Source organism: Demequina sp., from assembly GCF_016278775.1.
GTDB lineage: Bacteria > Actinomycetota > Actinomycetes > Actinomycetales > Demequinaceae > Demequina.
The window spans coordinates 1-18,783 of record NZ_JADQBF010000004.1 but is presented as its reverse complement, the minus strand read 5'-3'; the positions used below and the strand labels follow the sequence as shown (position 1 = coordinate 18,783).

At 67.0% G+C, this 18,783-nt stretch carries 24 protein-coding genes; 13 read left to right on the top strand and 11 right to left on the bottom strand.

What is annotated here, in order from left to right:
* Positions 1-195: 195 nt before the first annotated feature.
* From QZZ33_RS00355 to QZZ33_RS00330, 6 genes are read left to right on the top strand one after another with little or no spacing between them, the layout of a single operon-like run.
* A complete protein-coding gene (locus QZZ33_RS00355) occupies positions 196-1,869 on the top strand; it encodes an AtzH-like domain-containing protein (RefSeq protein WP_291377479.1) in 1,674 nt (557 codons plus the stop codon).
* Positions 1,870-1,884: 15 nt separating this feature from the next.
* Positions 1,885-2,805: an ABC transporter ATP-binding protein gene (locus QZZ33_RS00350; RefSeq protein WP_291377478.1), complete on the top strand. Its 921-nt coding sequence runs from the start codon at positions 1,885-1,887 to the stop codon at positions 2,803-2,805.
* On the top strand, positions 2,798-3,721 hold the full coding sequence (locus QZZ33_RS00345) for an ABC transporter permease subunit (RefSeq protein ID WP_291377477.1): 924 nt from the start codon (positions 2,798-2,800) through the stop codon (positions 3,719-3,721). Before QZZ33_RS00350 ends, QZZ33_RS00345 begins: the two co-directional genes overlap by 8 nt.
* Positions 3,718-4,629 carry an ABC transporter ATP-binding protein gene (locus QZZ33_RS00340; protein WP_291377476.1) on the top strand — a complete coding sequence of 304 codons (912 nt, stop codon included), beginning with the start codon at positions 3,718-3,720 and terminating at the stop codon, positions 4,627-4,629. Before QZZ33_RS00345 ends, QZZ33_RS00340 begins: the two co-directional genes overlap by 4 nt.
* Positions 4,630-4,669: 40 nt before the next feature.
* Positions 4,670-5,386: an ABC transporter permease gene (locus QZZ33_RS00335; protein ID WP_291377475.1), complete on the top strand. Its 717-nt coding sequence runs from the start codon at positions 4,670-4,672 to the stop codon at positions 5,384-5,386.
* 54 nt (positions 5,387-5,440) lie between these two features.
* On the top strand, positions 5,441-5,881 hold the full coding sequence (locus tag QZZ33_RS00330; protein WP_291377474.1) for a 2-oxo-4-hydroxy-4-carboxy-5-ureidoimidazoline decarboxylase: 441 nt from the start codon (positions 5,441-5,443) through the stop codon (positions 5,879-5,881).
* A gap of 29 nt (positions 5,882-5,910) precedes the next feature.
* Here QZZ33_RS00330 and QZZ33_RS00325 read toward each other — a convergent pair whose 3' ends face one another.
* Positions 5,911-7,080, bottom strand: coding sequence for an epoxide hydrolase family protein (locus QZZ33_RS00325; protein ID WP_291377473.1), 1,170 nt, complete (start codon positions 7,078-7,080; stop codon positions 5,911-5,913).
* 124 nt (positions 7,081-7,204) lie between these two features.
* Between QZZ33_RS00325 and QZZ33_RS00320 the strand changes: the two genes are divergently transcribed.
* Positions 7,205-7,831 (top strand): DsbA family oxidoreductase, encoded by a 627-nt coding sequence (locus QZZ33_RS00320; protein WP_291377472.1) that lies wholly within the window; start codon positions 7,205-7,207, stop codon positions 7,829-7,831.
* Here the strand turns inward: QZZ33_RS00320 and heR are convergent.
* The 4 genes from heR to QZZ33_RS00300 form a co-directional block, all read right to left on the bottom strand.
* Entirely contained in the window at positions 7,828-8,586 is a 759-nt protein-coding gene (heR, locus tag QZZ33_RS00315; RefSeq protein ID WP_291377471.1) for a heliorhodopsin HeR, read from the bottom strand. The two genes, QZZ33_RS00320 and heR, sit on opposite strands and share 4 nt — an antisense overlap.
* Positions 8,587-8,681: 95 nt before the next feature.
* Positions 8,682-9,332, bottom strand: coding sequence for a hypothetical protein (locus tag QZZ33_RS00310; protein WP_291377470.1), 651 nt, complete (start codon positions 9,330-9,332; stop codon positions 8,682-8,684).
* A gap of 89 nt (positions 9,333-9,421) precedes the next feature.
* A complete protein-coding gene (locus QZZ33_RS00305) occupies positions 9,422-9,571 on the bottom strand; it encodes a hypothetical protein (protein ID WP_291377469.1) in 150 nt (49 codons plus the stop codon).
* A 43-nt stretch (positions 9,572-9,614) separates the two neighbouring features.
* Positions 9,615-9,989 carry a hypothetical protein gene (locus tag QZZ33_RS00300; protein WP_291377468.1) on the bottom strand — a complete coding sequence of 125 codons (375 nt, stop codon included), beginning with the start codon at positions 9,987-9,989 and terminating at the stop codon, positions 9,615-9,617.
* A gap of 91 nt (positions 9,990-10,080) precedes the next feature.
* Here QZZ33_RS00300 and deoD point away from each other — a divergent pair, with 91 nt between their 5' ends.
* The 3 genes from deoD to QZZ33_RS00285 are packed head-to-tail and all read left to right on the top strand — an operon-like array spanning position 10,081 to position 12,027.
* Entirely contained in the window at positions 10,081-10,788 is a 708-nt protein-coding gene (deoD, locus tag QZZ33_RS00295; RefSeq protein WP_291377467.1) for a purine-nucleoside phosphorylase, read from the top strand.
* 28 nt (positions 10,789-10,816) lie between these two features.
* Positions 10,817-11,128 (top strand): thioredoxin family protein, encoded by a 312-nt coding sequence (locus QZZ33_RS00290; protein WP_291377466.1) that lies wholly within the window; start codon positions 10,817-10,819, stop codon positions 11,126-11,128.
* 59 nt (positions 11,129-11,187) lie between these two features.
* On the top strand, positions 11,188-12,027 hold the full coding sequence (locus QZZ33_RS00285) for an aldo/keto reductase (RefSeq protein ID WP_291377465.1): 840 nt from the start codon (positions 11,188-11,190) through the stop codon (positions 12,025-12,027).
* 28 nt (positions 12,028-12,055) lie between these two features.
* Here QZZ33_RS00285 and QZZ33_RS00280 read toward each other — a convergent pair whose 3' ends face one another.
* Positions 12,056-13,126, bottom strand: coding sequence for a low specificity L-threonine aldolase (locus QZZ33_RS00280; RefSeq protein ID WP_291377464.1), 1,071 nt, complete (start codon positions 13,124-13,126; stop codon positions 12,056-12,058).
* 188 nt (positions 13,127-13,314) lie between these two features.
* On the opposite strand from QZZ33_RS00280, the gene QZZ33_RS00275 reads away from it, so the two are divergent.
* Entirely contained in the window at positions 13,315-13,842 is a 528-nt protein-coding gene (locus QZZ33_RS00275) for a barstar family protein (protein ID WP_291377463.1), read from the top strand.
* A 305-nt stretch (positions 13,843-14,147) separates the two neighbouring features.
* On the opposite strand, the gene QZZ33_RS00270 is transcribed toward QZZ33_RS00275, so the two are convergent.
* Positions 14,148-14,654, bottom strand: coding sequence for a hypothetical protein (locus QZZ33_RS00270; protein WP_291377462.1), 507 nt, complete (start codon positions 14,652-14,654; stop codon positions 14,148-14,150).
* Between the two features lie 288 nt (positions 14,655-14,942).
* Here QZZ33_RS00270 and QZZ33_RS00265 point away from each other — a divergent pair, with 288 nt between their 5' ends.
* Positions 14,943-15,263, top strand: a complete 321-nt coding sequence (locus QZZ33_RS00265) for a hypothetical protein (RefSeq protein ID WP_291377461.1) — start codon at positions 14,943-14,945, stop codon at positions 15,261-15,263.
* Here QZZ33_RS00265 and QZZ33_RS12505 read toward each other — a convergent pair.
* The 3 genes from QZZ33_RS12505 to QZZ33_RS00255 are packed head-to-tail and all read right to left on the bottom strand — an operon-like array spanning position 15,167 to position 16,932.
* The gene (locus QZZ33_RS12505; RefSeq protein WP_366475344.1) at positions 15,167-15,370 is read right to left on the bottom strand and encodes a MerR family transcriptional regulator; all 204 of its coding nucleotides are present in this window, start codon (positions 15,368-15,370) and stop codon (positions 15,167-15,169) included. The two genes, QZZ33_RS00265 and QZZ33_RS12505, sit on opposite strands and share 97 nt — an antisense overlap.
* 20 nt (positions 15,371-15,390) lie before the next feature.
* Positions 15,391-16,338, bottom strand: a complete 948-nt coding sequence (locus QZZ33_RS00260; protein ID WP_291377460.1) for an aldo/keto reductase — start codon at positions 16,336-16,338, stop codon at positions 15,391-15,393.
* Positions 16,339-16,371: 33 nt separating this feature from the next.
* The gene (locus tag QZZ33_RS00255; RefSeq protein ID WP_291377459.1) at positions 16,372-16,932 is read right to left on the bottom strand and encodes a dihydrofolate reductase family protein; all 561 of its coding nucleotides are present in this window, start codon (positions 16,930-16,932) and stop codon (positions 16,372-16,374) included.
* Positions 16,933-17,073: 141 nt separating this feature from the next.
* Here QZZ33_RS00255 and QZZ33_RS00250 point away from each other — a divergent pair, with 141 nt between their 5' ends.
* Entirely contained in the window at positions 17,074-17,568 is a 495-nt protein-coding gene (locus tag QZZ33_RS00250) for an ATP-binding protein (protein WP_291377458.1), read from the top strand.
* Between the two features lie 32 nt (positions 17,569-17,600).
* Here the strand turns inward: QZZ33_RS00250 and pgi are convergent.
* On the bottom strand, positions 17,601-18,783 hold a 1,183-nt coding region (gene pgi, locus QZZ33_RS00245; protein ID WP_291377457.1), incomplete at its 5' end, for a glucose-6-phosphate isomerase.

Here is an 18,783-nt window from a genome sequence, read left to right as displayed (position 1 = left end):
CGGCCCCTCGGCCGATCCGGGCTCAAAGTTGAGTTCATGGCACTCATGTTACAACTTGAGTGAGTTCCGCTCAAGTCTGAGCAACCTGGTTTCGCCCAAGGAATAACGGCACTTCCACTGCCGTCCAGGGGGATGCGGCGGTAGTCTTCCGCACGGAGCGGGGGAGACCCTTGCCGGCAGGAACGGAGGCGCGGGATGGTTGACGTGTACGACGCCGGCGCCTTGGGCCGCCCCGAGGTTCACATCGAGGGCGGCGTCCGCGCCCCTGCGGGCCTGGTGGAGGCCGTGCTCGCGTACGAGTCGGCGCGCGCGGCCGATGACCTCGCGACGCTGTCCGACTTCTTCGTCCCCAGTGCCGACACCCTGCGCATTGACGCAGACGGCTTGCTGGTGGGGCATGACGCCATCGCGGTGTTCCGCGGCTCTCGCGGGGCCATGGAGCCCAGGACGATCGTGCAGTTGCGGCTCTTGCTCGCTGGAGAGGATTGGCTGGTGGTCTCCGTCAACGCACCAGTGTCCGGTGGCTGCGGCATCGTCACCCAACTGTGGAACAGCAGTTCCGGACGCTGGCTGGTGCGCGCCTCCCACGTGACCGCACCGAGCCGGGCAACCGATTCTAGGGTGTGGCGCGTGGTCGGTTCGCCGCTGGTCCTCGGCGCGACGCACGGTCCACTGGCGGGACACACGGTCGCGGTGAAGGACCTGTTTGCCATCGCGGGACAGCGCGTTGGCGTCGGATCGCGCGCGTACCTTGCCGAGGCCCCGGTTGAGGTGGCCACCGCTCCCGCCGTCCAGATTCTTCTCGACGCCGGTGCCGACGTGGTGGGCATTGCCCAGAGCGACCAATTTGCCTATTCGATCGCGGGACTGAACCCCGACTACGGCACGCCGCCCAACCCCGCGGTCCGTGGGGCGATCCCCGGCGGCTCCTCCTCAGGCCCAGCAAGCGCCGTGGCGCTCGGTCAAGCGAGCATCGGCGTGGGCAGCGACACGGCAGGCTCAATCCGAGTACCGGCCTCCTACCAGGGACTATGGGGACTACGGACGACGCACGGGGCGGTGTCGCTCGAAGGCGTGGCGCCGCTGGCGCCGCGCTACGACACGGTGGGTTGGCTGACGCGCGATGGCGGGACGATGCGCGATGTCGCGGCCGTCGGTCTCTCTGGCGCGCCCGATGGGGTGCCGAGTGGCATCGTGACCACGAGGCGCGTGGTCGCTTCCCCGGTGATAGACGCCGTCGCGACGGATGCCGCGCGGGAGGCGGTGAGTGCCGTCGTGACCGCGGTGGTGGGGGATGGCGGCCCAGGCGTGGTGGACCTGCCGAACTCTCGCGAGTTGTTCGAGGCCTTTCGCGTCACCCAGAGCGCCGAAGCGTGGCGGTCTCACGGAGCGTGGGTCGAGGCCCACCCCGGTGCGCTCGCGCCCGACGTGGAGGCGCGCTTCGCGTGGGCGCAAGCCGTCACGCCCGACCGCGAGAGGGCTGGACTGGAAGAGGTTTCTCGGCTGGCCGCCTGGATCGACGACGCTCTCGGCGACGACGTACTGGTACTGCCGTCCGCAGCGTCGGCCGCGCCACGAGTGAACCTGGGCCACGAGCGGCTCGACGTGTTGCGCGAGGCGACCCTAGGCATGACGTCGGTGGCGGGCCTGACGGGCAGGCCCGCGCTCTCGGTGCCGCTCGCCTGGACCGACGCAGGGCCGGTGGGGGTGTGCCTCGTGGGGCCTCGTGGATCGGACCTGGCGCTGATCGACCTGGCACTCGAGTGGCAGGCCCTGGTAGGTGTCACCCCACACAGCCCCAGGGTTGTCCCTGACGGCGGTTCAGGGGCGCGCTCATCCGACAGAACGACGCCCCCAGCGCGAGCGTGACTGTAGGTTCGGTGCATGCCCGCTATCGCCACGCAAGGCCTCACGAGGGTCTTCGGCCCCGTGACCGCGCTGTCGCAGCTCACCGTCGAGATGCCCACCGGAGTGGTGGGCCTCGTCGGCGCCAACGGTGCCGGCAAGTCGACCCTCATCAAGATTCTCTTGGGGCTGCTGCCGCCCACCTCAGGGTCCGCCACCATCCTCGGGATGAACAGCCTCACCGACGGACTCAAGATTCGCGAGATTGTCGGCTACATGCCGGAAAGCGAGTGCCTGCCGCCCGATGTCTCGGCCACCGAGTTCATCGTCCACATGGCGCGCATGTCCGGTCTGCCCACAAGCGTGGCGCGCGAGCGCACCGCGGACACTCTCAGGCACGTGGGGCTCTACGAGGAGCGCTACCGTCCCATCGGCGGCTACTCGACCGGCATGCGCCAGCGCGTGAAGCTGGCTCAGGCGCTCGTGCACGATCCCAAACTGGTGTTGCTCGATGAGCCGACCAACGGGCTCGACCCCGCTGGCCGTGATGACATGCTCGAACTCATCAGGCGCGTCAGCGCCGACTTCAACATCTCCGTGGTGGTGACCTCTCACCTGCTTGGCGAGTTGGAGCGGATATCCGACCACATCGTGTCGATCGAGGGCGGCGTGCTCCAGCACTCCACCTCCACAGCCGCCGCGACGGACTTCAGCGGCGTGGTGCTGGTCGAGGTGACCGACCGCGGGCCAGAGGCGGTCGACAGGCTGCAGGCCATGGGCGCCACCGTGACGACCGGCGCCCAGCCCAACAGTTTCGCGGTCGCTATCAACGACGAGCGAGTGCTCGACGACGTGCGAGGCGTGGTGGTCGACCTCGAGGTCGGGCTGATCCGCATGCAGCACGGACGTCACCACCTATCCGAGATGTTTGCCACCCAGCAGGAGGCGCTCCATGGCTGAGAACTCTGCGGTGCCAGACGCCGCTCCCGCCGCCGCGCAGTCGCACGGCGTGATTCACGACATCGGCTTCCGCCACTACGACGGTGAGCGCCTCGGCCGCGGCTGGATCGTGCGGTCCCTGCTGGTCGAGACGTTCAGGGGCGTCTTCGGCCTCGGACGCCCAGCGAAGGCCAAGATCATGCCGTGGGTGCTCGTCGGGATCCTGTTCGCTCCACCGCTGATTTTTGCCCTCATCGCGGTGCTTCTTGGCCTCGACGAACTCCCGTTGTCGTACACCGCGTACCCGCAAGCCTTGTCGTTGATCGTGTCCCTCTTCGTCGCCAGCCGAGCGCCGTATTGCGTGTCACGCGACTTGCGCCACGGAGTGATGCCGCTGTACCTGTCGCGGCCGATGCGTCGCAACGATTACGTGTTCGCCAAGTTCGCGGGCCTGGCGCTTGCCCTGTTCGCGATTCTGGCCGCAGCCGAGACGCTGCTCTTTGTGGGCGCGCTGCTGGCCAAGTTGGCAGTGGGAGCGCAAATCACCGGGTACCTGCAGGGTCTCGCGGTGTCGGTGCTATACGCGCTCGTGTTGACGTCGATTGGTCTCGTCATCGCGGCGGCCACTCCCCGGAGGGGACTTGGCGTGGCGGCGATCATCACCGTGTTGGCCGTGGTCGCAGGCGTCGCAGCCGTCGCCTCGGAATTGCTGATCTACAACGGCAACGAGACCCTGGGCAACTATGTTGGCGCCCTCGACCCGTACGGCCTTGTGGACGGGATCGCGGTGCTGTGGTTCGGGGTCGACTCCGCCTTCGGTCGGGAGGTCACTCTCGGCTTCACGGGAGGCGTGGCGTTCACCGCCGCCGTCATCGTCGTGGTCGCCGGAGGCATCGGCCTGTTGATGCGCCGCTACAGGAAGGTCGGTGTGGCATGAGCACGCTCCAACTGACGGGCGTCTCGCGCTGGTACGGGGATGTGGTGGCCGTCAACGACGTCACCATGACCGTGGGCCCAGGCGTCACCGGCCTCTTGGGGCCCAACGGCGCTGGCAAGTCGACGCTCATCTCGATGATGGGCGGCTTCCTGCCGCCGTCGTCTGGCACCGTCACGCTTGACGGCGAGCCCGTCTGGCGCAACACCGAGGCGTACCGCTCCATCGGCCTGGTGCCGGAGACGGAGGCGATGTACGACATGGTCACTGGGTGGGAGTTTGTGCTCGCCAACGCAAGGCTGCACGGACTCGCGGACCCTGTGGGCGCGGCCCGCGCCGCCGTGGAGCAGGTGGACATGATGGACGCGAAGGATCGCGACATCTCCGGCTACTCCAAGGGCATGAAGCAACGCATCAAGATGGCGACCTCTCTGGTTCACGACCCCAAGGTGCTGCTGCTCGACGAGCCCTTCAACGGTATGGACCCGCGCCAACGCATGCACCTCATGGAGCTGCTGCAGTCGCTCGCGACTCAGGGTCGCACCGTGCTGTTCAGCAGTCACATCCTTGAAGAGGTGGAGCAGATCGCTGGCACCATCGAGGTGGTGGTGGCTGGCAGGCACGCGGCGTCAGGGGACTTCCGACGCATCCGCAAGCTCATGACTCAGCGTCCGCACCAGTACACGATCCGATCGAGCGACGACCGCGGGCTCGCGGCCGCCATCATCGCGGACGGCTCTGCCGACAGTGTCGATGTGTCCTCAGGGGCGCTCGCGGTGCAGGCCTCCGACTTCGGAAGGTTTGTCCAGGCGCTGCCAAGGCTCGCCCGTGATGGCGACGTGCGTCTGCTCGAGGTCACGCCAGCGGACGAGTCGCTCGAAAGCGTGTTCGCGTACTTGGTAGCGCGATGACCGCGCACGGATTGGGGCTATCACGATGAACGTCACCGTCATGAAACTCACCGCTCGCGGCCTGCTGGGCAGGCGCAGGGCGCTGCTCCTGGTGATCCTGCCGTTGCTGTTGCTCGGGCTTGCTGGGCTCACGCGGTGGGCGTCCGACGCCTCGCCGGAGGCCTCGAGCATCCTGGCCAACAACTTCTCGATGGGCACCCTGTTGCCGCTCATGTGCCTGCTGGTCGCTACCGGCGTGATCGGCGCGGAGATTGACGACGGCTCGATCGTGTACATGCTCGCCAAGCCGCTCAAGCGCAGGGTGATCCTGTTCTCGAAGCTGGCTGTGGGCTTCGCTGCCGTGTTCGTGTTCGCCGTGCTTCCCACCATGGCAGGGGTGGCCATCGCGGGGGACGAGGGCGGCGAACTGTCGCTCGCGTATGGCCTCTCCGCCATACTCGCCGCGATCGTCTACACCGCGATCTTTGTCACGCTCGGCATCGTCACCCGCAACGCCGTGGTGTTCGGTCTGCTGTATGCGCTGCTGTGGGAGACCGTGCTGGGCGGCTACGTGCCTGGTATTCGCGCGGTCAGCGTGCGCCAATGGGCGCTGTCGGTGGGCGAGAGACTGCTCGGCTCAAGGCAGGCCGATGAGTGGGCGTTCGCCTCGGAGGTGGGCATGACCACCGGGCTCATCATGCTCACGCTCACCACCGTCGGCGCCGTATACTTGGGCGTGCGCAAACTCAGCACCCTCACGCTGAACTCCGTCGAGTAGCGGTTCGTCCCGACCGGCCGACAGCCGTCATACTGGTCTGTCTAGGGAGGGCATATGACCGTCACACCACGCCACGAGGAACTGCTCGAATGCTTGCGCATTGAGCGCTGGGCAGAGGACCTGTCCGGGCAGTCCTACGGCACCATGCTTGAGCTCGAGCGCACGGCAGTGGCAGCGGCCACTCCGCTCACCACCGCCGAGATTGACGAGGCGCTCGCCGCCCACCCGCCCATCGGCGAGCAAGCGGCCGACGGTGGGGCGGACGACGCTGGCTTGGCTCGCCGCATGGCAGCTGGAGCAGTCGCTTACCAAGAGCGCTTTGGGCGCGTCTTCGTGATCAATGCTGCGGGGCGCGCGAGCGAAGAGATTGTGGCGGAACTCGAACGGCGCCTGACGCACGACGACGTGGCCGAGCTTGCCGAGACTGCCGACCAGTTGCGTGGCATCGCGCTGGTGAGGCTGCGTGCCGCGTACAAGGAGCAGTTCGACCAGTAGGTGTCGCCCGACGCCATCGGCCTCATTCGCTAGCGGTACGGCTTGAAGAACTCGCGTAGCTCCTGGGCGTAGATCTCGGGCTGCTCGAACGGAGCGAAGTGGCCGCCCCGTTCAGGGTAGGACGCCCATGTGGTGTTCGCCGTGCGGTCCAGCCACGCGCGCGGGGGCGTGGCGATGTCAGCGGGGAACAGCGAGAAGCCCGACGGTATCTCGACTCGGCGAGACAGCTGAGCAGGGTCGATCGCGGCGTTGGCCCGATACATCCGCATCGACGAGCCGATGGTGCCCGTCATCCAGTACTGAGTCACCAGGGTGAGGATCTCGTCCTTGGTGTACACCGACTCGATGTTGCCGTGACAGTCGCTCCACGAGCGCAGTTTCTCCACGATCCACGCGGCCAGGCCCATGGGTGAGTCGGTGAGCGCGGCGGCGATGGTTTGCGGCTTGGTGCGGTGCATGTTCGCGTAGGCGCCCTCGGCGGCGAACCAAGCCGCCCCGTCGGCGAGCCAGTCGCGCTCTTCCTGCGTGAGGTCGGCGACATCTCCCCAGTAACGGGGCATTCCGGCGTCCGTGCGATGCGACGCGATCACGCGCTCGGGGAAGTCGAGGCTGAGGTAGCGGCTCACGTGGCTGCCGATGTCCCCGCCTGCGGTGGCGAACTCCTGATACCCCAAGGCAGTCATGAGCCGCGCCCACAGCCCAGCGACCTCGATCGAGTTGAGCGGGCCGTCCTCCGGCACGTCCGACCACCCATATCCAGGCATCTCGGGGACCACGACGTCGAAGGCGTCGGCGGGGTCCGCGCCGTGCGCGCCAGGGTCCGTCAGCAGGGGGATGACTTTGGTGTAGCGCCACGACGAGTCCGGCCAGCCGTGGTTGAGGAGCAGGGGCATCGGCGCGGGAGCCGCCTCGCCCTCGGTCACACCGCGCGCGTGGATCGCGTGGATCCCCAGCCCCTCCAACTCGACGCGAAGTTGGGGAAAGCGGGTGAAGCGCTCAAGCGCGGCGCGCCAGTCGAACTCGTGGAGCCAGTAGTCGGCGAGTTCGCGCAGATATGTGACGTCTGCGCCTGCATCCCAACCGATGCCGGCGGGGACGTCTGGCCACCTGGTCGCGGCAAGCCGGGAGCGCAGGTCGGCAACGGCGTCGGCGTCGACCGGAGGGGTGAAGGGCGCGATGGGCGTCTGCGAACGGTCCATTCTCAGAGTGTAAGAGGTGCCTGGCGGGAATACCCCGCCCCGCACCACGGTTGAGGCTGGCAGAAGGTGCGCCATGTCCCCGGCGGACCTCCACTCTTTTCGGTCCGTCAGCGCGAGGAGCCCCGTGATTTCCGTCGACGTCTGGTCGGATGTGGCGTGCCCGTGGTGCTACCTGGGAAAGCACCGCTTGGAGACTGCGATAGCGGCGTCCGGCGAGGATGTGGCCGTCACGTGGCACAGTTTCCAACTGGACCCCACGATCCCGCACGGCCAGCACACGCCTCACGCCGAGGCGCTTGGCAAGAAGTTCAACGCCCCGCCGGAGCAGATTCAGCAGATGAACCAGCGGCTCATCGACCTGGGCGCCGCGGAGGGTCTCGAGTATCGCTTTGACCTCTACATCCAGGCGAACACGCGTGATGCCCACCGCGTCATCCACTTCGCACAGGAGCGCGGGCTCGGCAACCAGATGAAGGACCGCCTCATGAGGGCGCAGTTCACCGAGGGAGCCATCGTGGACGACGCCGACGCGCTGGCTGGCTTCGCCGCCGAGGTTGGCCTTAACGCCGACGAGGTGCGGGCCATGCTCGTGACCAACCAGTACGACGACGCGGTCCAGGCTGACATCAACGAGGCGGCCGCGCTGGGCGCGACTGGCGTGCCGTTCTTCGTGTTCGACCGCACGTTCGCCGTCTCCGGCGCGCAGCCGGTCCAGACGTTCGAAGAGGCCCTGCGGCGCGCTGCCCGCTAAGTGGCGAGCGCCCCCGCGAAGACCTGCCATGCGAGCGCCGACTTGGCGACCAGGCTGAGCACGATGTAGGTGCGCTCCCCGCGCAGGTAGTCGGCCCACTTGCCCTTGGCTCGGTACTGCAGCCACTGCACCACGGCGAACGCGTTGAAGAACACGAACAGCGACACGATGATGCCGTACACAAAGCCGGGCGCCGCGGCGTCGCTCGTGTTGCCTGGCCCGATCAGGTTGATGGCGATGATGAGCCACGGGACGATGCCGACCATGGAGCCGAAGATGAAGGGCAACAGGTCGCCGTCGCCGGGGGTGGTGTAGCGCTCCTGGAGCCAGCCGAACAGGATCATGCTGGCGTTGACGGTGAACAGCCCGGCGAGCGCGGCGAACTCCGAGATGCCGTTGAGCTGCAGAATCAGCACGATCATGATGGACGAGGAGAGCGAGTACTCCACCCACCTGAACGTGTTGCGGTTCTCCCGTAGCCCCGCCGTGTAGCGCGGGAAGAAAGCGGGGGAGATCACCAGGAAGTGGAACAGCGCGGAGATCACCAGGAAGCCAGCGACCGCGTGAGCGATGTTGATGGAGAACAGCGACACGGGTTCGCCGAACGCATCCGAACCTGGCGGGCCGTTGAGGTATGTGGCGCGCACTGGCAGCGAGGCGTCGTTTGCGAGCAACAGGATCGCGACGAACGACGCGAGGTGAAGCAGCCCTGCTACCAGGTTGAACGGGCGGAGCTTGGCAAGAGCGGTGTCCATGGGGTCCCTCGTCGTTGAGCGGTGAAGTGGAGTACTGATTGCTCCAACACGGCGGGGCGGCGCCCTGTTCCCGACGGCCCCTGTTCCCGACGGCACTACTCGGAGCCAGCCCCCGATCGCAGCAGGTCCACCGCCTGTGACGTGGACAGCTCGTCAACGGGTGTACCTGCGATGGTCGCTAGCTTGGAGTCCCACGGCACTAGCGCATCACCGCTGATCTCGATGACTCCGTTGAACATCCCGGTGGGGGTGTAGTAGTCGCCGTCGAGAAGGTAGGTTCCGCCAGCGTCTTCGTGCGTGAGCGCGGCCAACAGCACGGTCTCGTCTGTGAGACCGCTCAGCCCCGCCTCGCTGAGTGCGCCGTAGTCCCACGCGGTGAGCACCACCACGATCTCATCGCCCGGCTCCAGCGCCTCGCCGTCGACCACGTCGGTCACACGGAAGGTGTTGATCGTCACGGGGAGGCCCTGGGCACCCTCGTCCTCGATGATCTCGCCCGTCTCTGGCTCGGTTCCGTAGTCCAGCACGGGTTCGCCGACGCTGACGGGCTCCATCACCACCGTCACGTCCGACGCGGCGACGGTCGTGGCAAAGTCCGGCTCCCATGGACCGTCAATCTCGACGTAAGCGCCGTCGGTCGCGATGGTTCGCTGCGCGTCGTCCGAACCAGACGTGGCGCACCCCGCCAGACCGAGCGCTGCCGCTCCCGCGATACCGAAAGCCCTCAGTTGAGTCTTCGTGGCCATGTCGATCTCCCCTTTCCACAACGTCGACGATCGAGAGGCAGTCAAGCCTTGGTGTCGGGACGCCTTCAGTCAGATGATGAGGTCGATGGCTACGTTGCCTCGTCGCCAGTGGGTCCGGGCCCGGTGGAGGCGTCCTGTATGCCATCGCGAACGGCGCGGCGCACCACGACGTACAACATGTAGAACCCGGCGGACGCGAGCGCCGCGGTGAGAAGAATGGCAGAGACGGCGTCGTTCATGCCGCCATCGTCCCAAAGGCCGTGATCGACTGCAATTGTCCTGTCACGACGGAGCCCATGGCCTCGGTCGCGTCAGCCACGACGCCGCGACAATCACCAGCGCGAGTCCGTAGCTTCCTGCGACGGCGACGGGGTGCAGCGCGTGAACGGTGTGCTCCCAGTAGACGCCGCCTTCGGCCTCGCGCCACGTGCAGTCCACCTGTCCCAGCAACGGCCGGGCGTCGGCGTCGATGTTCTGGAACGCCTCCTCGGGAATCCTTCCGTCAAGCGCTTCCGCATCGGGACCCTCCGCGTAGATGTCGCAGACGAGGGGTGTGTGCCCGTCGGCCGACGCGATCTTCAGGGCCGTGGCGCCCGTGGGCAGCAGCGCCAGGAAGCCCGCCGCTGCGACCGTGACCAGCACGCGCGTGACGCTCAAACCCCACGTTCCATGCACGTCGTCCCCCTCCTGTTCTTGTCGATCGTAGGTGCCCACGCCAGCGTGAGGCCGCGGCACTAGGCTCGGTGCCATGCCTACGCCACACATTTCTGCCGCCGAGGGCGACTTCGCGCCCGACATCCTGCTTCCCGGCGATCCCCGCCGCGCCACCCGCATTGCGGAGACCTTCCTTGACGATGCCCGCCTGGTCACCGAGGTGCGCGGCATCGTCGGCTATACCGGCACCCACAAGGGGCGGCCGATGTCCGTGATGGCGACCGGCATGGGAATGCCGTCCGCGACCATCTACGCGACCGAGCTGATTCGCCACTATGGCGTCAAGCGCCTCGTGCGCGTCGGCACCGCAGGCGGAATCCATCCGGACCTGGCGCTGGGAGACGTCGTGGCAGCGTCGGCCGCGCATACCGACTCTGACATGACAGCGCATCGCCTGCCGGGCGTGCACTACTCGCACGCGCCGTCGTTCGCGCTGCTGCGCGCGGCCGCCGACTACGCGGACGACGCCGGGGTGACTTTGCGCGTCGGCCCCGTCTTGACGTCGGACGCCTTCTACCACCCCGACGCGACGCTCGTGCCGCGCCTTGCGGCCTACGGGACACTCGCGGTCGAGATGGAGGCCGCTGGACTCTATGCGGTGGCGGCGGCCGAGGGGGTCGAGGCGCTCATGGTTGCGACGATCTCCGACCACGTGGTGCGGGGCGACTCGCTGCCCTCAGAGGAACGCGAGACCACGTTTGCCGCGATGGTGGGGGTGGCGCTGGGGGCGCTCGCGCGCTGATTCAGCCGTCTCGCCGCACAATAGGAGCGTGCACGTTCAACTCCTGTACTTCGACGGCTGTCCTAACTGGCAGGTGGCACAGGCGCGCCTGCGGGACGCGCTCGTCGCGGTGGGCGCCGTTGATGTTGTGGAACTCGTCGAGGTGACTACGCAGGAGCAAGCGGAACGGCTTGGCTTCCGCGGCTCGCCGTCGGTGATAGTGGATGGTCGCGACCTCTTCTGGCAGCCCGATGCGGGCGTCGGGCTCGTGTGTCGGGTCTACTCCACGCCGGAAGGCTTGGGTGGTGCGCCGACTACGGCTCAGCTGGTCGAGGCGCTCAGGGCCGGTGCGGGCGGGTAGGACGCGCACTAGCCAACAATTCTCTGCCGACCCTCGGGCCAGCCCGTAATGTGGTCCATATGACGACTCCGACGATCACACTCAACAACGGCACGATCATTCCGCAACTCGGCTTCGGGACGTTCCAGGTTTTTGCGGACGATGCGGTCGAGACGGTGGGCACCGCGCTCGACGTCGGCTTCCGGCACATCGACACGGCGCAGGGTTACGGCAACGAGGAGGAGGTGGGGGAGGCGATCGCGAATTCAGGGCTCGCGCGCGAGGAGGTCTACGTCACCAGCAAGCTCACCAACAGCATGCACGCTCGCGACGACGCGCTGCGGTCCTTCGACGAGACGCTCACCAAGCTGCGCCTCGACAGGCTTGACCTGTTCCTCATCCACTGGCCCCTGCCCACGCGCTACAACGGCGACTTTGTATCGACATGGAAGGTGATGCTCGAGTTGATCGAGGACGGCAGGCTGACGTCCGCAGGGGTGTCCAACTTTGAGCCGGAGCACCTGACGCGGATCATCGACGCGACCGGCATCTCGCCAGCCGTGAACCAGATCGAGGCGCACCCGTACTTCCACAACGACGACGCCAGGCGTGCGTCCCGCTCACACGGCATCGCGGTCGAGGCGTGGGGCCCGCTTGCGAAGGGCGAGGCGCTGGGAGACCCGGTGGTGCGTGACATCGCCGCCGAGATCAACCGCGCGCCGTCGCAAGTGGTGTTGCGCTGGCACATTCAGCGCGGCGACATCGTCTTCCCCAAGTCCAACCACCGCGAGCGCATGATCGAGAACTTGGCCGTCTTCGACTTCGAGCTGACGGACGATCAAGTGGCACGCATCGACGCGCTCGACAAGGGCGAGGCTGGCCGCCAAGGGCCGAACCCGAACACGTTCGACAGGGTCTGAGCGGGCCTAGACGGCGCGCCCGGCTGGGCTACGCGGCCGAAGTCTCGCGCGCTGTGGCGGCGACGAACGCGTCGATGTCGTCCTCTGAGGTGTCGAAGCTGCACATCCAGCGCACCTCGTTCTTGGCGGCATCCCAGTCGTAGAACGCGAACACGGCGCGCAGGCGATCCGCCACGCCGTCGGGCAGGGTGGCGAAGACGCCGTTGGCCTGCGTCGGCTGGGTGAGGGTGACACCTTTGATGGAACCGTCCGCAAGCCCCGCTTCGATGCCGGCGCGCAAGCGCTGGGCCATCGCGTTGGAGTGCGTGGCGTTGCGCAGCCACAGATCGCCGTCGAGCAGGGCGAGCAACTGGGCGGAGACAAAGCGCATCTTTGAGGCCAGTTGCATGTGCGACTTTCGCAGGTACTTCAGGCCCTCCGATGCCTCGGGGTTGAGCACCACGATGGCCTCGCCGAGCATCGCACCGTTCTTGGTGCCGCCGTAGCTCAGCACATCCACGCCCGCGTCGCGCGTGAAGGCGCGAAGCGGCACGCCCAGCGACGCCGCGGCGTTGGAGATGCGCGCACCGTCCATGTGGACGCGCATCCCCAGGCGGTGGGCGTGGTCGGCGATTGCCGCGATCTCGCCGGCGGCATAGACGGTGCCGAGTTCGGTCGATTGCGTGATCGACACGACTAGCGGCTGCGCGCGATGCTCGTTGCCCCACCCCCAGGCTTCGCGGTCGATGAGTTCGGGGGTGAGTTTGCCGTTGTCCGTCTCAACGGTCAGCAGCTTGATGCCAGCCACCTGCTCGGGAGCGCCGCCCTCGTCGGCGTTGATGTGAGCGGTGGTGGCCGTGACCACTGCACCCCAACGCGGCAACATCGACTGCAGGGCGACAACGTTCGCGCCGGTGCCGTTGAACATCGGATAAACCTCGACGCCCTCGCCGAAGTGGTGGACCATCACCTCGGCCAGGCGCGCGGTGTAGGCATCGCCGCCGTACGCGCTTTGGTGGCCTCCGTTGGCGGCGGCGATCGCCGCGAGCACGTCCGGGTGGATGCCGGAGTAGTTGTCGGAGGCAAAGCCGCGTAAGGCGGGGTCGTGAAGGCTGGTCATGACTGTCAGTCTCTCAGGTCAAAGGTCGACTGAGGCTGAACGCGAGCTGTGGTTCCGTAGGCGTGAATTGGTGATGGTGGCTGGGAGCGTCGATCTCTAGAGAGGGGACAGAGGTAGGTAACACCACTGCTCGCCAGTTGCACCGTGGTAGTCCGGTTCGGCCCCAGGCAGTGGCCATAATGAGATGTATGGCGGCATTTGACCTGGAAGCGCTCACTACCCATCCGCTCGACTATCGACTCTCGGGCGGCCCCGTGCTGTTCTGGAGCCTCGAGGTCCTGCAGGAGTCAACGGAGTGGCTGAGCGCCCACGGCTATGACGTGGTAACACTTCCGGTGTCTGATTGGGGCGACGCCAGTCGGATGCACGACGACGTGTCGCGGGCGCTCAACTTCCCTTCCTACTATGGAAGGAATCTCGATGCCCTGAATGACTGCATGAGCGACGTCGCGGTCGGTGATTACGGGAGCTCTCCGTCAGCTACGGGACTGGTGCTCGCGCTGACGGGCTTCGACAGGTTCGTGCGTGACGACCGCGCGACTGCCCACACGGTCCTCGAAATCGTCACCGGGCAGGCACGGGTCGCTATGAGTTTCGGGCGCAGGTTTCTGTTCCTGATTCAGTCCGACGATCCGGATATCACCCTCGATCCTGTAGGTGCGGTGCACGTGGGTTGGAATGGGCGCGAATGGCTCACTGTCGCTAGGCACCCGTAGTGCACGAGGGCACCGTGGGCGCCCGAAGCGGCCACGCACTCAGGCAACGCGGCCTGCCGTCAATCCACCCCGTCTGGTGCACATTGGCACGCCCTTACCCGCCTGTCGCCAAACCACCCAGGCGCAAGGCCTCCTGAGACAAGGCCGACTTGGGGTGCGCGGCGGAAGTCGGGCGCTGCCCGTACCAGCCGCGAGCGACACCTAGAAGGCCTGCGAGGACGCACCGGCGGCGGCCCCGAAATGCCCACGAGTTCTCTTGCATATTCAAGTCAACAAGCCGCGCCGACATGGGTAACACTTAGCGACTAACTCAGGGGGATCTTGAAATCTGGCCCACCCTCGGGGACTGCGAATGGCGAGAAGCCCGGTCCCAATCTGTCCACACGCAAATCTGAGAAGACCAGGTCGAGATTGTGCCCGTTTGTGCGGACCTCAGCGTGGTGGAACGGGATGCCCAGCGCAGCCGACCAACGCGCAGTCTCCGGTGATCGCTCGACGAGCGAAATCCCGGGGTAGAGCACTTGCCACGCTACGCCCCAGACGTACCCATCCAGGTTGACGCCCTCGTCGCAGGTGACCAGTCGCTCGTCGAGTGAGCGTGCCCAGGTCTCTTCGGAGACAGCAGTGTGGATATCGGCTCTCACACAGTGGGTGAACCGATAGCGCAAGTGATCAGGTTGAATCCCGGTGCTCGGGTCAGCCGTCGCGTAGATGAACAGGTCGTAGTCGCGCATGTAGTCAGAGAACGCGTGAAAAACAAGCGCCTGATCGAAAACGTCCTCGAATGCCGCACGGATTGCAGTGGTGTCCACGGCATTCATCTTGGCATCACATCACACCCACTTGGGGATTCCTGCCGTCAGAGGGCTTACTAGCGTTTGGTGCCCTTGAGGCAGAACGTGTGCAATCCGCTTCCCGCCGTAGAGACCAACCCGCCCGACCCGGCCCGTTGCCTCTCAACGCGATGGATTATCGCGCTGGTAACCACTCGGGGCCACCGCACCCGGCCAACCCGACCTTCGTGTCCCCACCTAACCCGCAGTGCGCCGAGAAGGCGCTTCCGAGGGGATCAAGCCTGACCGCCGTGAGGGAGCGACTTCTTGGCGCACACCCAAGGCGACCTGACCGCAAGACCTAGCCCCAGCATCGGCCGCATGCAGGAGCGACAACGGGCGCAGTGGTGCCCGCTCCTAGCGACTCCCGTAGTACGCAATCTTGTCGTCAAGCACTTTGATCGCGGCAGCCAGCGCACCGGCCTGCCGGACCAACTCATCGCGCCGCCCGGTCAGAAACTCCACGCGCTCACCAGCCTCACCGTCGGCCCTCAGCAAGTGAGTGAACCGGCGCAGGTCCGCGATACCCAGCCCGCGTCCCGCAGGCACGTGACCACGCCGATCCACGCCACGTCGTTGTCGCCGTAGCTCCGGTGGCCGGACGCGTCGCGATCGATGGGCCCCACCAGGCCCTCGCGCTCGTAGTAACGCAGCGTGTCCTCGCTCAGCCCGGTGGCGGTCGCCGCCTCGCCGATGCTGATGCCCTATGTCACCGTCATGACACCGAGTTCAGCACGGCCAGAGCATCGGCGTCCAGGGTCAGTTCACGCGCGGCCATGACCTCCTCGAGTTGCGCGACCGACGAGACCCCGACGATCGGCGTCACGGCGGGGGAGCCGCCCATCAGCCACGCGAGCACCACCTGGTTGCGCGTCGCACCCGTGGACGTCGCGACCCGGTCGAGCGCCGCCAGCCGACGCTCGGTGTCGGCGTGCAGATAGGGGGCCTGGAGCGGGCGGTCCGGCCGTGCGTACGAGCCCGCGAGCAGGGTGTTGTACGCCCAGAACGCTAGGTCCTCGGTGCGCGCGTAGTCCAAGGCATCGGGCGTGGCGACCACGTGCCCGCCGTCGGGCAACTCGGCAAACGGGATGGGTTGCAGGTAGGTGTGGCGCAGTTGGATTGCGGAGTACGGCTCCACGCCCGTCGCCGACGCCGTGGCTCGCGCCCGCTCTAGGCGCCAGAGGGCGTGGTTGGAGGCACCCAACTGCCGGACCCGACCATCGGCGACCGTGGCGCCCATCGCGGCCACCTGGTCCTCGAGCGGTACCGTGCGGTCCTCGACGTGAGCCCACAGCAGTTCCACGTGATCGGTGCCCAGCCGGTCCAGCGACCCGCCCAGCGCGGCCTCGATCGCGGCAGGGGACAGGCCCTCCATCGACTCGGGCCACTTGCCTGCGACCAGCGGCTCGGCGCCCAGCTTGGTCGAGACCCATACCTGCTCGCGGATGCCGGGGTTCGCGGCGAACCACTCGCCCAGCATGCGCTCGCTCGCGCCGCCGCGACCCGTCTCGGACTCCCAGAAGCTGTAGTTGTCTGCGGTGTCGAGCCAGCGTCCGCCGAGCTCCACGAAGCGGTCGAGGATCGCGAACGACTCGTCGCGGTCCTGCCGAGTGCCGAAGTACATTGCGCCCAGCGCGATCTGTCCCTTGTGAGTGGTGTTCATACAGGCAGGAAACACCTTCGAGCGCGCTCCAGGTCAAACAGAATGCGATCCCGAGTTCTTGATCACTGGCACGTAGCGCTCGGCGCGGGCCCCCGAGGCGAACTCGGTGGTTCCCACATGCCGCAGGTTGAGAGGTTCCGCCAGGCCTTCGAACAGCCAAGGCCCGTGGCCTACGAGCGTCGGGTAGACGACAAACTCGTACTCATCGATGAGCCCGGCATCGGCCAGGGCACGGGGTAGTGTCACACCGCCCACGTACAGCGCGCCGCCCGGTTGCTCCTTGAGCCGCCTGACGGCCTCGACGGGGTCGCCGGTCAGCGCTTCGGTGTTCCACCCATCGGGTTCGCGTGTGCTCGACACCAGGTACTTCTTGGCTGCGTTCATCGTCTCTTGAAAGGGCCGCATCCACGGCGGCAGGTCTTCCGCTGTGCGCCAGAACTCCATCAACTCGTAGGTGGTGCAGCCGAGGATAATGGCGTCGGCGCTGGCGATGGTTTGCGCCGCGTGGTGGTGCGTCTCCTCATCAGGGTTCCCAGCCATGTGGTCGACGCAGCCGTCGAGCGAGACGTTGATCGAATACCGCAGGGGTCGCATCCGTTCAGGCTGGCACGCTTCCCACGATTCTGCTACGCCTGACGGCGCGCACACCCGCCCACAGCCCTCCCAGCAACAGCAGCAGCAACTACCGCAGACGCGAGCCGCCCTTGGGCGCGGGGGCCTCGATACACTCGCCCCATGCCGACGCTCTACGTCCTCACCGGCCTGCCTGGCGCGGGCAAGTCCGTTAGGGCCGCAGCGATCATGGCCGCCACCGGCGCGGTGCACGTGGACATGGACACGGCCCTGCGTGAGCGCGGCGTGAGCATCGTGGACTACGAGGCCCGCTTTGCCGTGCAGCCGGAGATCGAGGCGACCATCGGGCCGCTCCTCGCTGCCGGGCGCGACGTGGTGGCCGAGTTCGGCTCGTGGACCCGTGAGGAACGTGAGCGGCTGCGCTCCTACGCCGACGCGTCGGGTGCCCGCACGGAACTGCATTGGCTCGACGCCCCACCCGACGAATGCGTGCGGCGCTTGCGGTCGCGCGGCGGTGACGGGGCGGAGCAGTTGGTCACCATCGTCACCGAGTTCGCGCCCGAGGGCTACGAGCGCCCCACGGCCGACGAAGGGGCCGGGTTCGACGCGTACGTTCCGCCGGGCGCTGAGTGGCGCACCCCCAAGGCGACCGGGTAGCAAGACCCAGCGCCAGCGTCGGCCGCTGAAACCTAGGTGCGGTTCGCCTTGTAGTACGCGATCAGCGCTTGCGTGGACGCATCCTGGGCAGCCAATGCCTCAGAGTCGCCCTCCACGGCGGGAGCGATCTGCAGGGCCAGCTGCTTGCCCAGTTCCACGCCCCACTGGTCAAAGGAGTTGAGGCCCCACACGATGCCCTGCGTGAACGTGATGTGCTCGTACAGCGCGATCAGCTGACCGACCACGGCAGGTGTCAGAGCGGGCGCGAAGATCGAGGTGGTGGGCCGGTTGCCCGCGAACGTGCGCGCGGCCACCAGGGCGCCGGTCGTGCCCTCGGCGCGAACCTCGTCGGCCGTCTTGCCGAACGCCAGCGCCTTGGTCTGCGCCAGGTAGTTGGCCAGGAACAGGTTGTGCACGTCCTGGTCACCATCGGACAGCGGGTAGGCGGGGTTGGCCACCGCGATGAAGTCCGCCGGGATGAGGCGAGTGCCCTGGTGGATCAGCTGGTAGAACGCGTGCTGGCCGTTGGTGCCTGGCTCGCCCCAGAAGATCTCCCCGGTGTCGCACGTGACGGGCGTGCCGTCCCAGCGCACCGACTTGCCATTGGACTCCATGGTGAGCTGCTGCAGGTACGCGGGGAAGCGGTGCAGCTGCTGCGCGTAGGGCAGCACGGCGTGCGACTGCGAGCCCAAGAAGTTGACGTACCAGACGTTGAGCAGGCCCATGAGGACCGGCACGTTCTGGGCCAGGGGAGTGGTGCGCACGTGCTCGTCCACCGAATGGAAGCCGTCTAGCAGCTCGCGGAACACGTCAGGGCCCAGCGCGATGCACAGCGACAGGCCGATGGCCGAGTCCACCGAGTAGCGGCCGCCCACCCAGTCCCAGAAACCGAACGCGTTGTCGGTGTCGATGCCGAAAGCCGCGACCTTGTCCAGCGCGGTCGACACCGCGACAAAGTGGTGGGCAACGGCGTCGGCCTTCTCCTCATCCGACCGTACGGCGACCCCGGCGGCGCCCAGCGTGTCCCACAGCCACTGGCGGGCCAGGCGCGCGTTGGTGAGGGTCTCAAGCGTGGTGAACGTCTTGGAGGCGACGATGAACAGGGTGGTCTCGGGGTCCAGGCCCTTGAGTTTCTGGCCCATGTCGGTGGGGTCGATGTTTGAGACGAAGCGCGCCTCGATGCCGGCGTCGGCATAGGGCTCGAGCGCCTCGTAG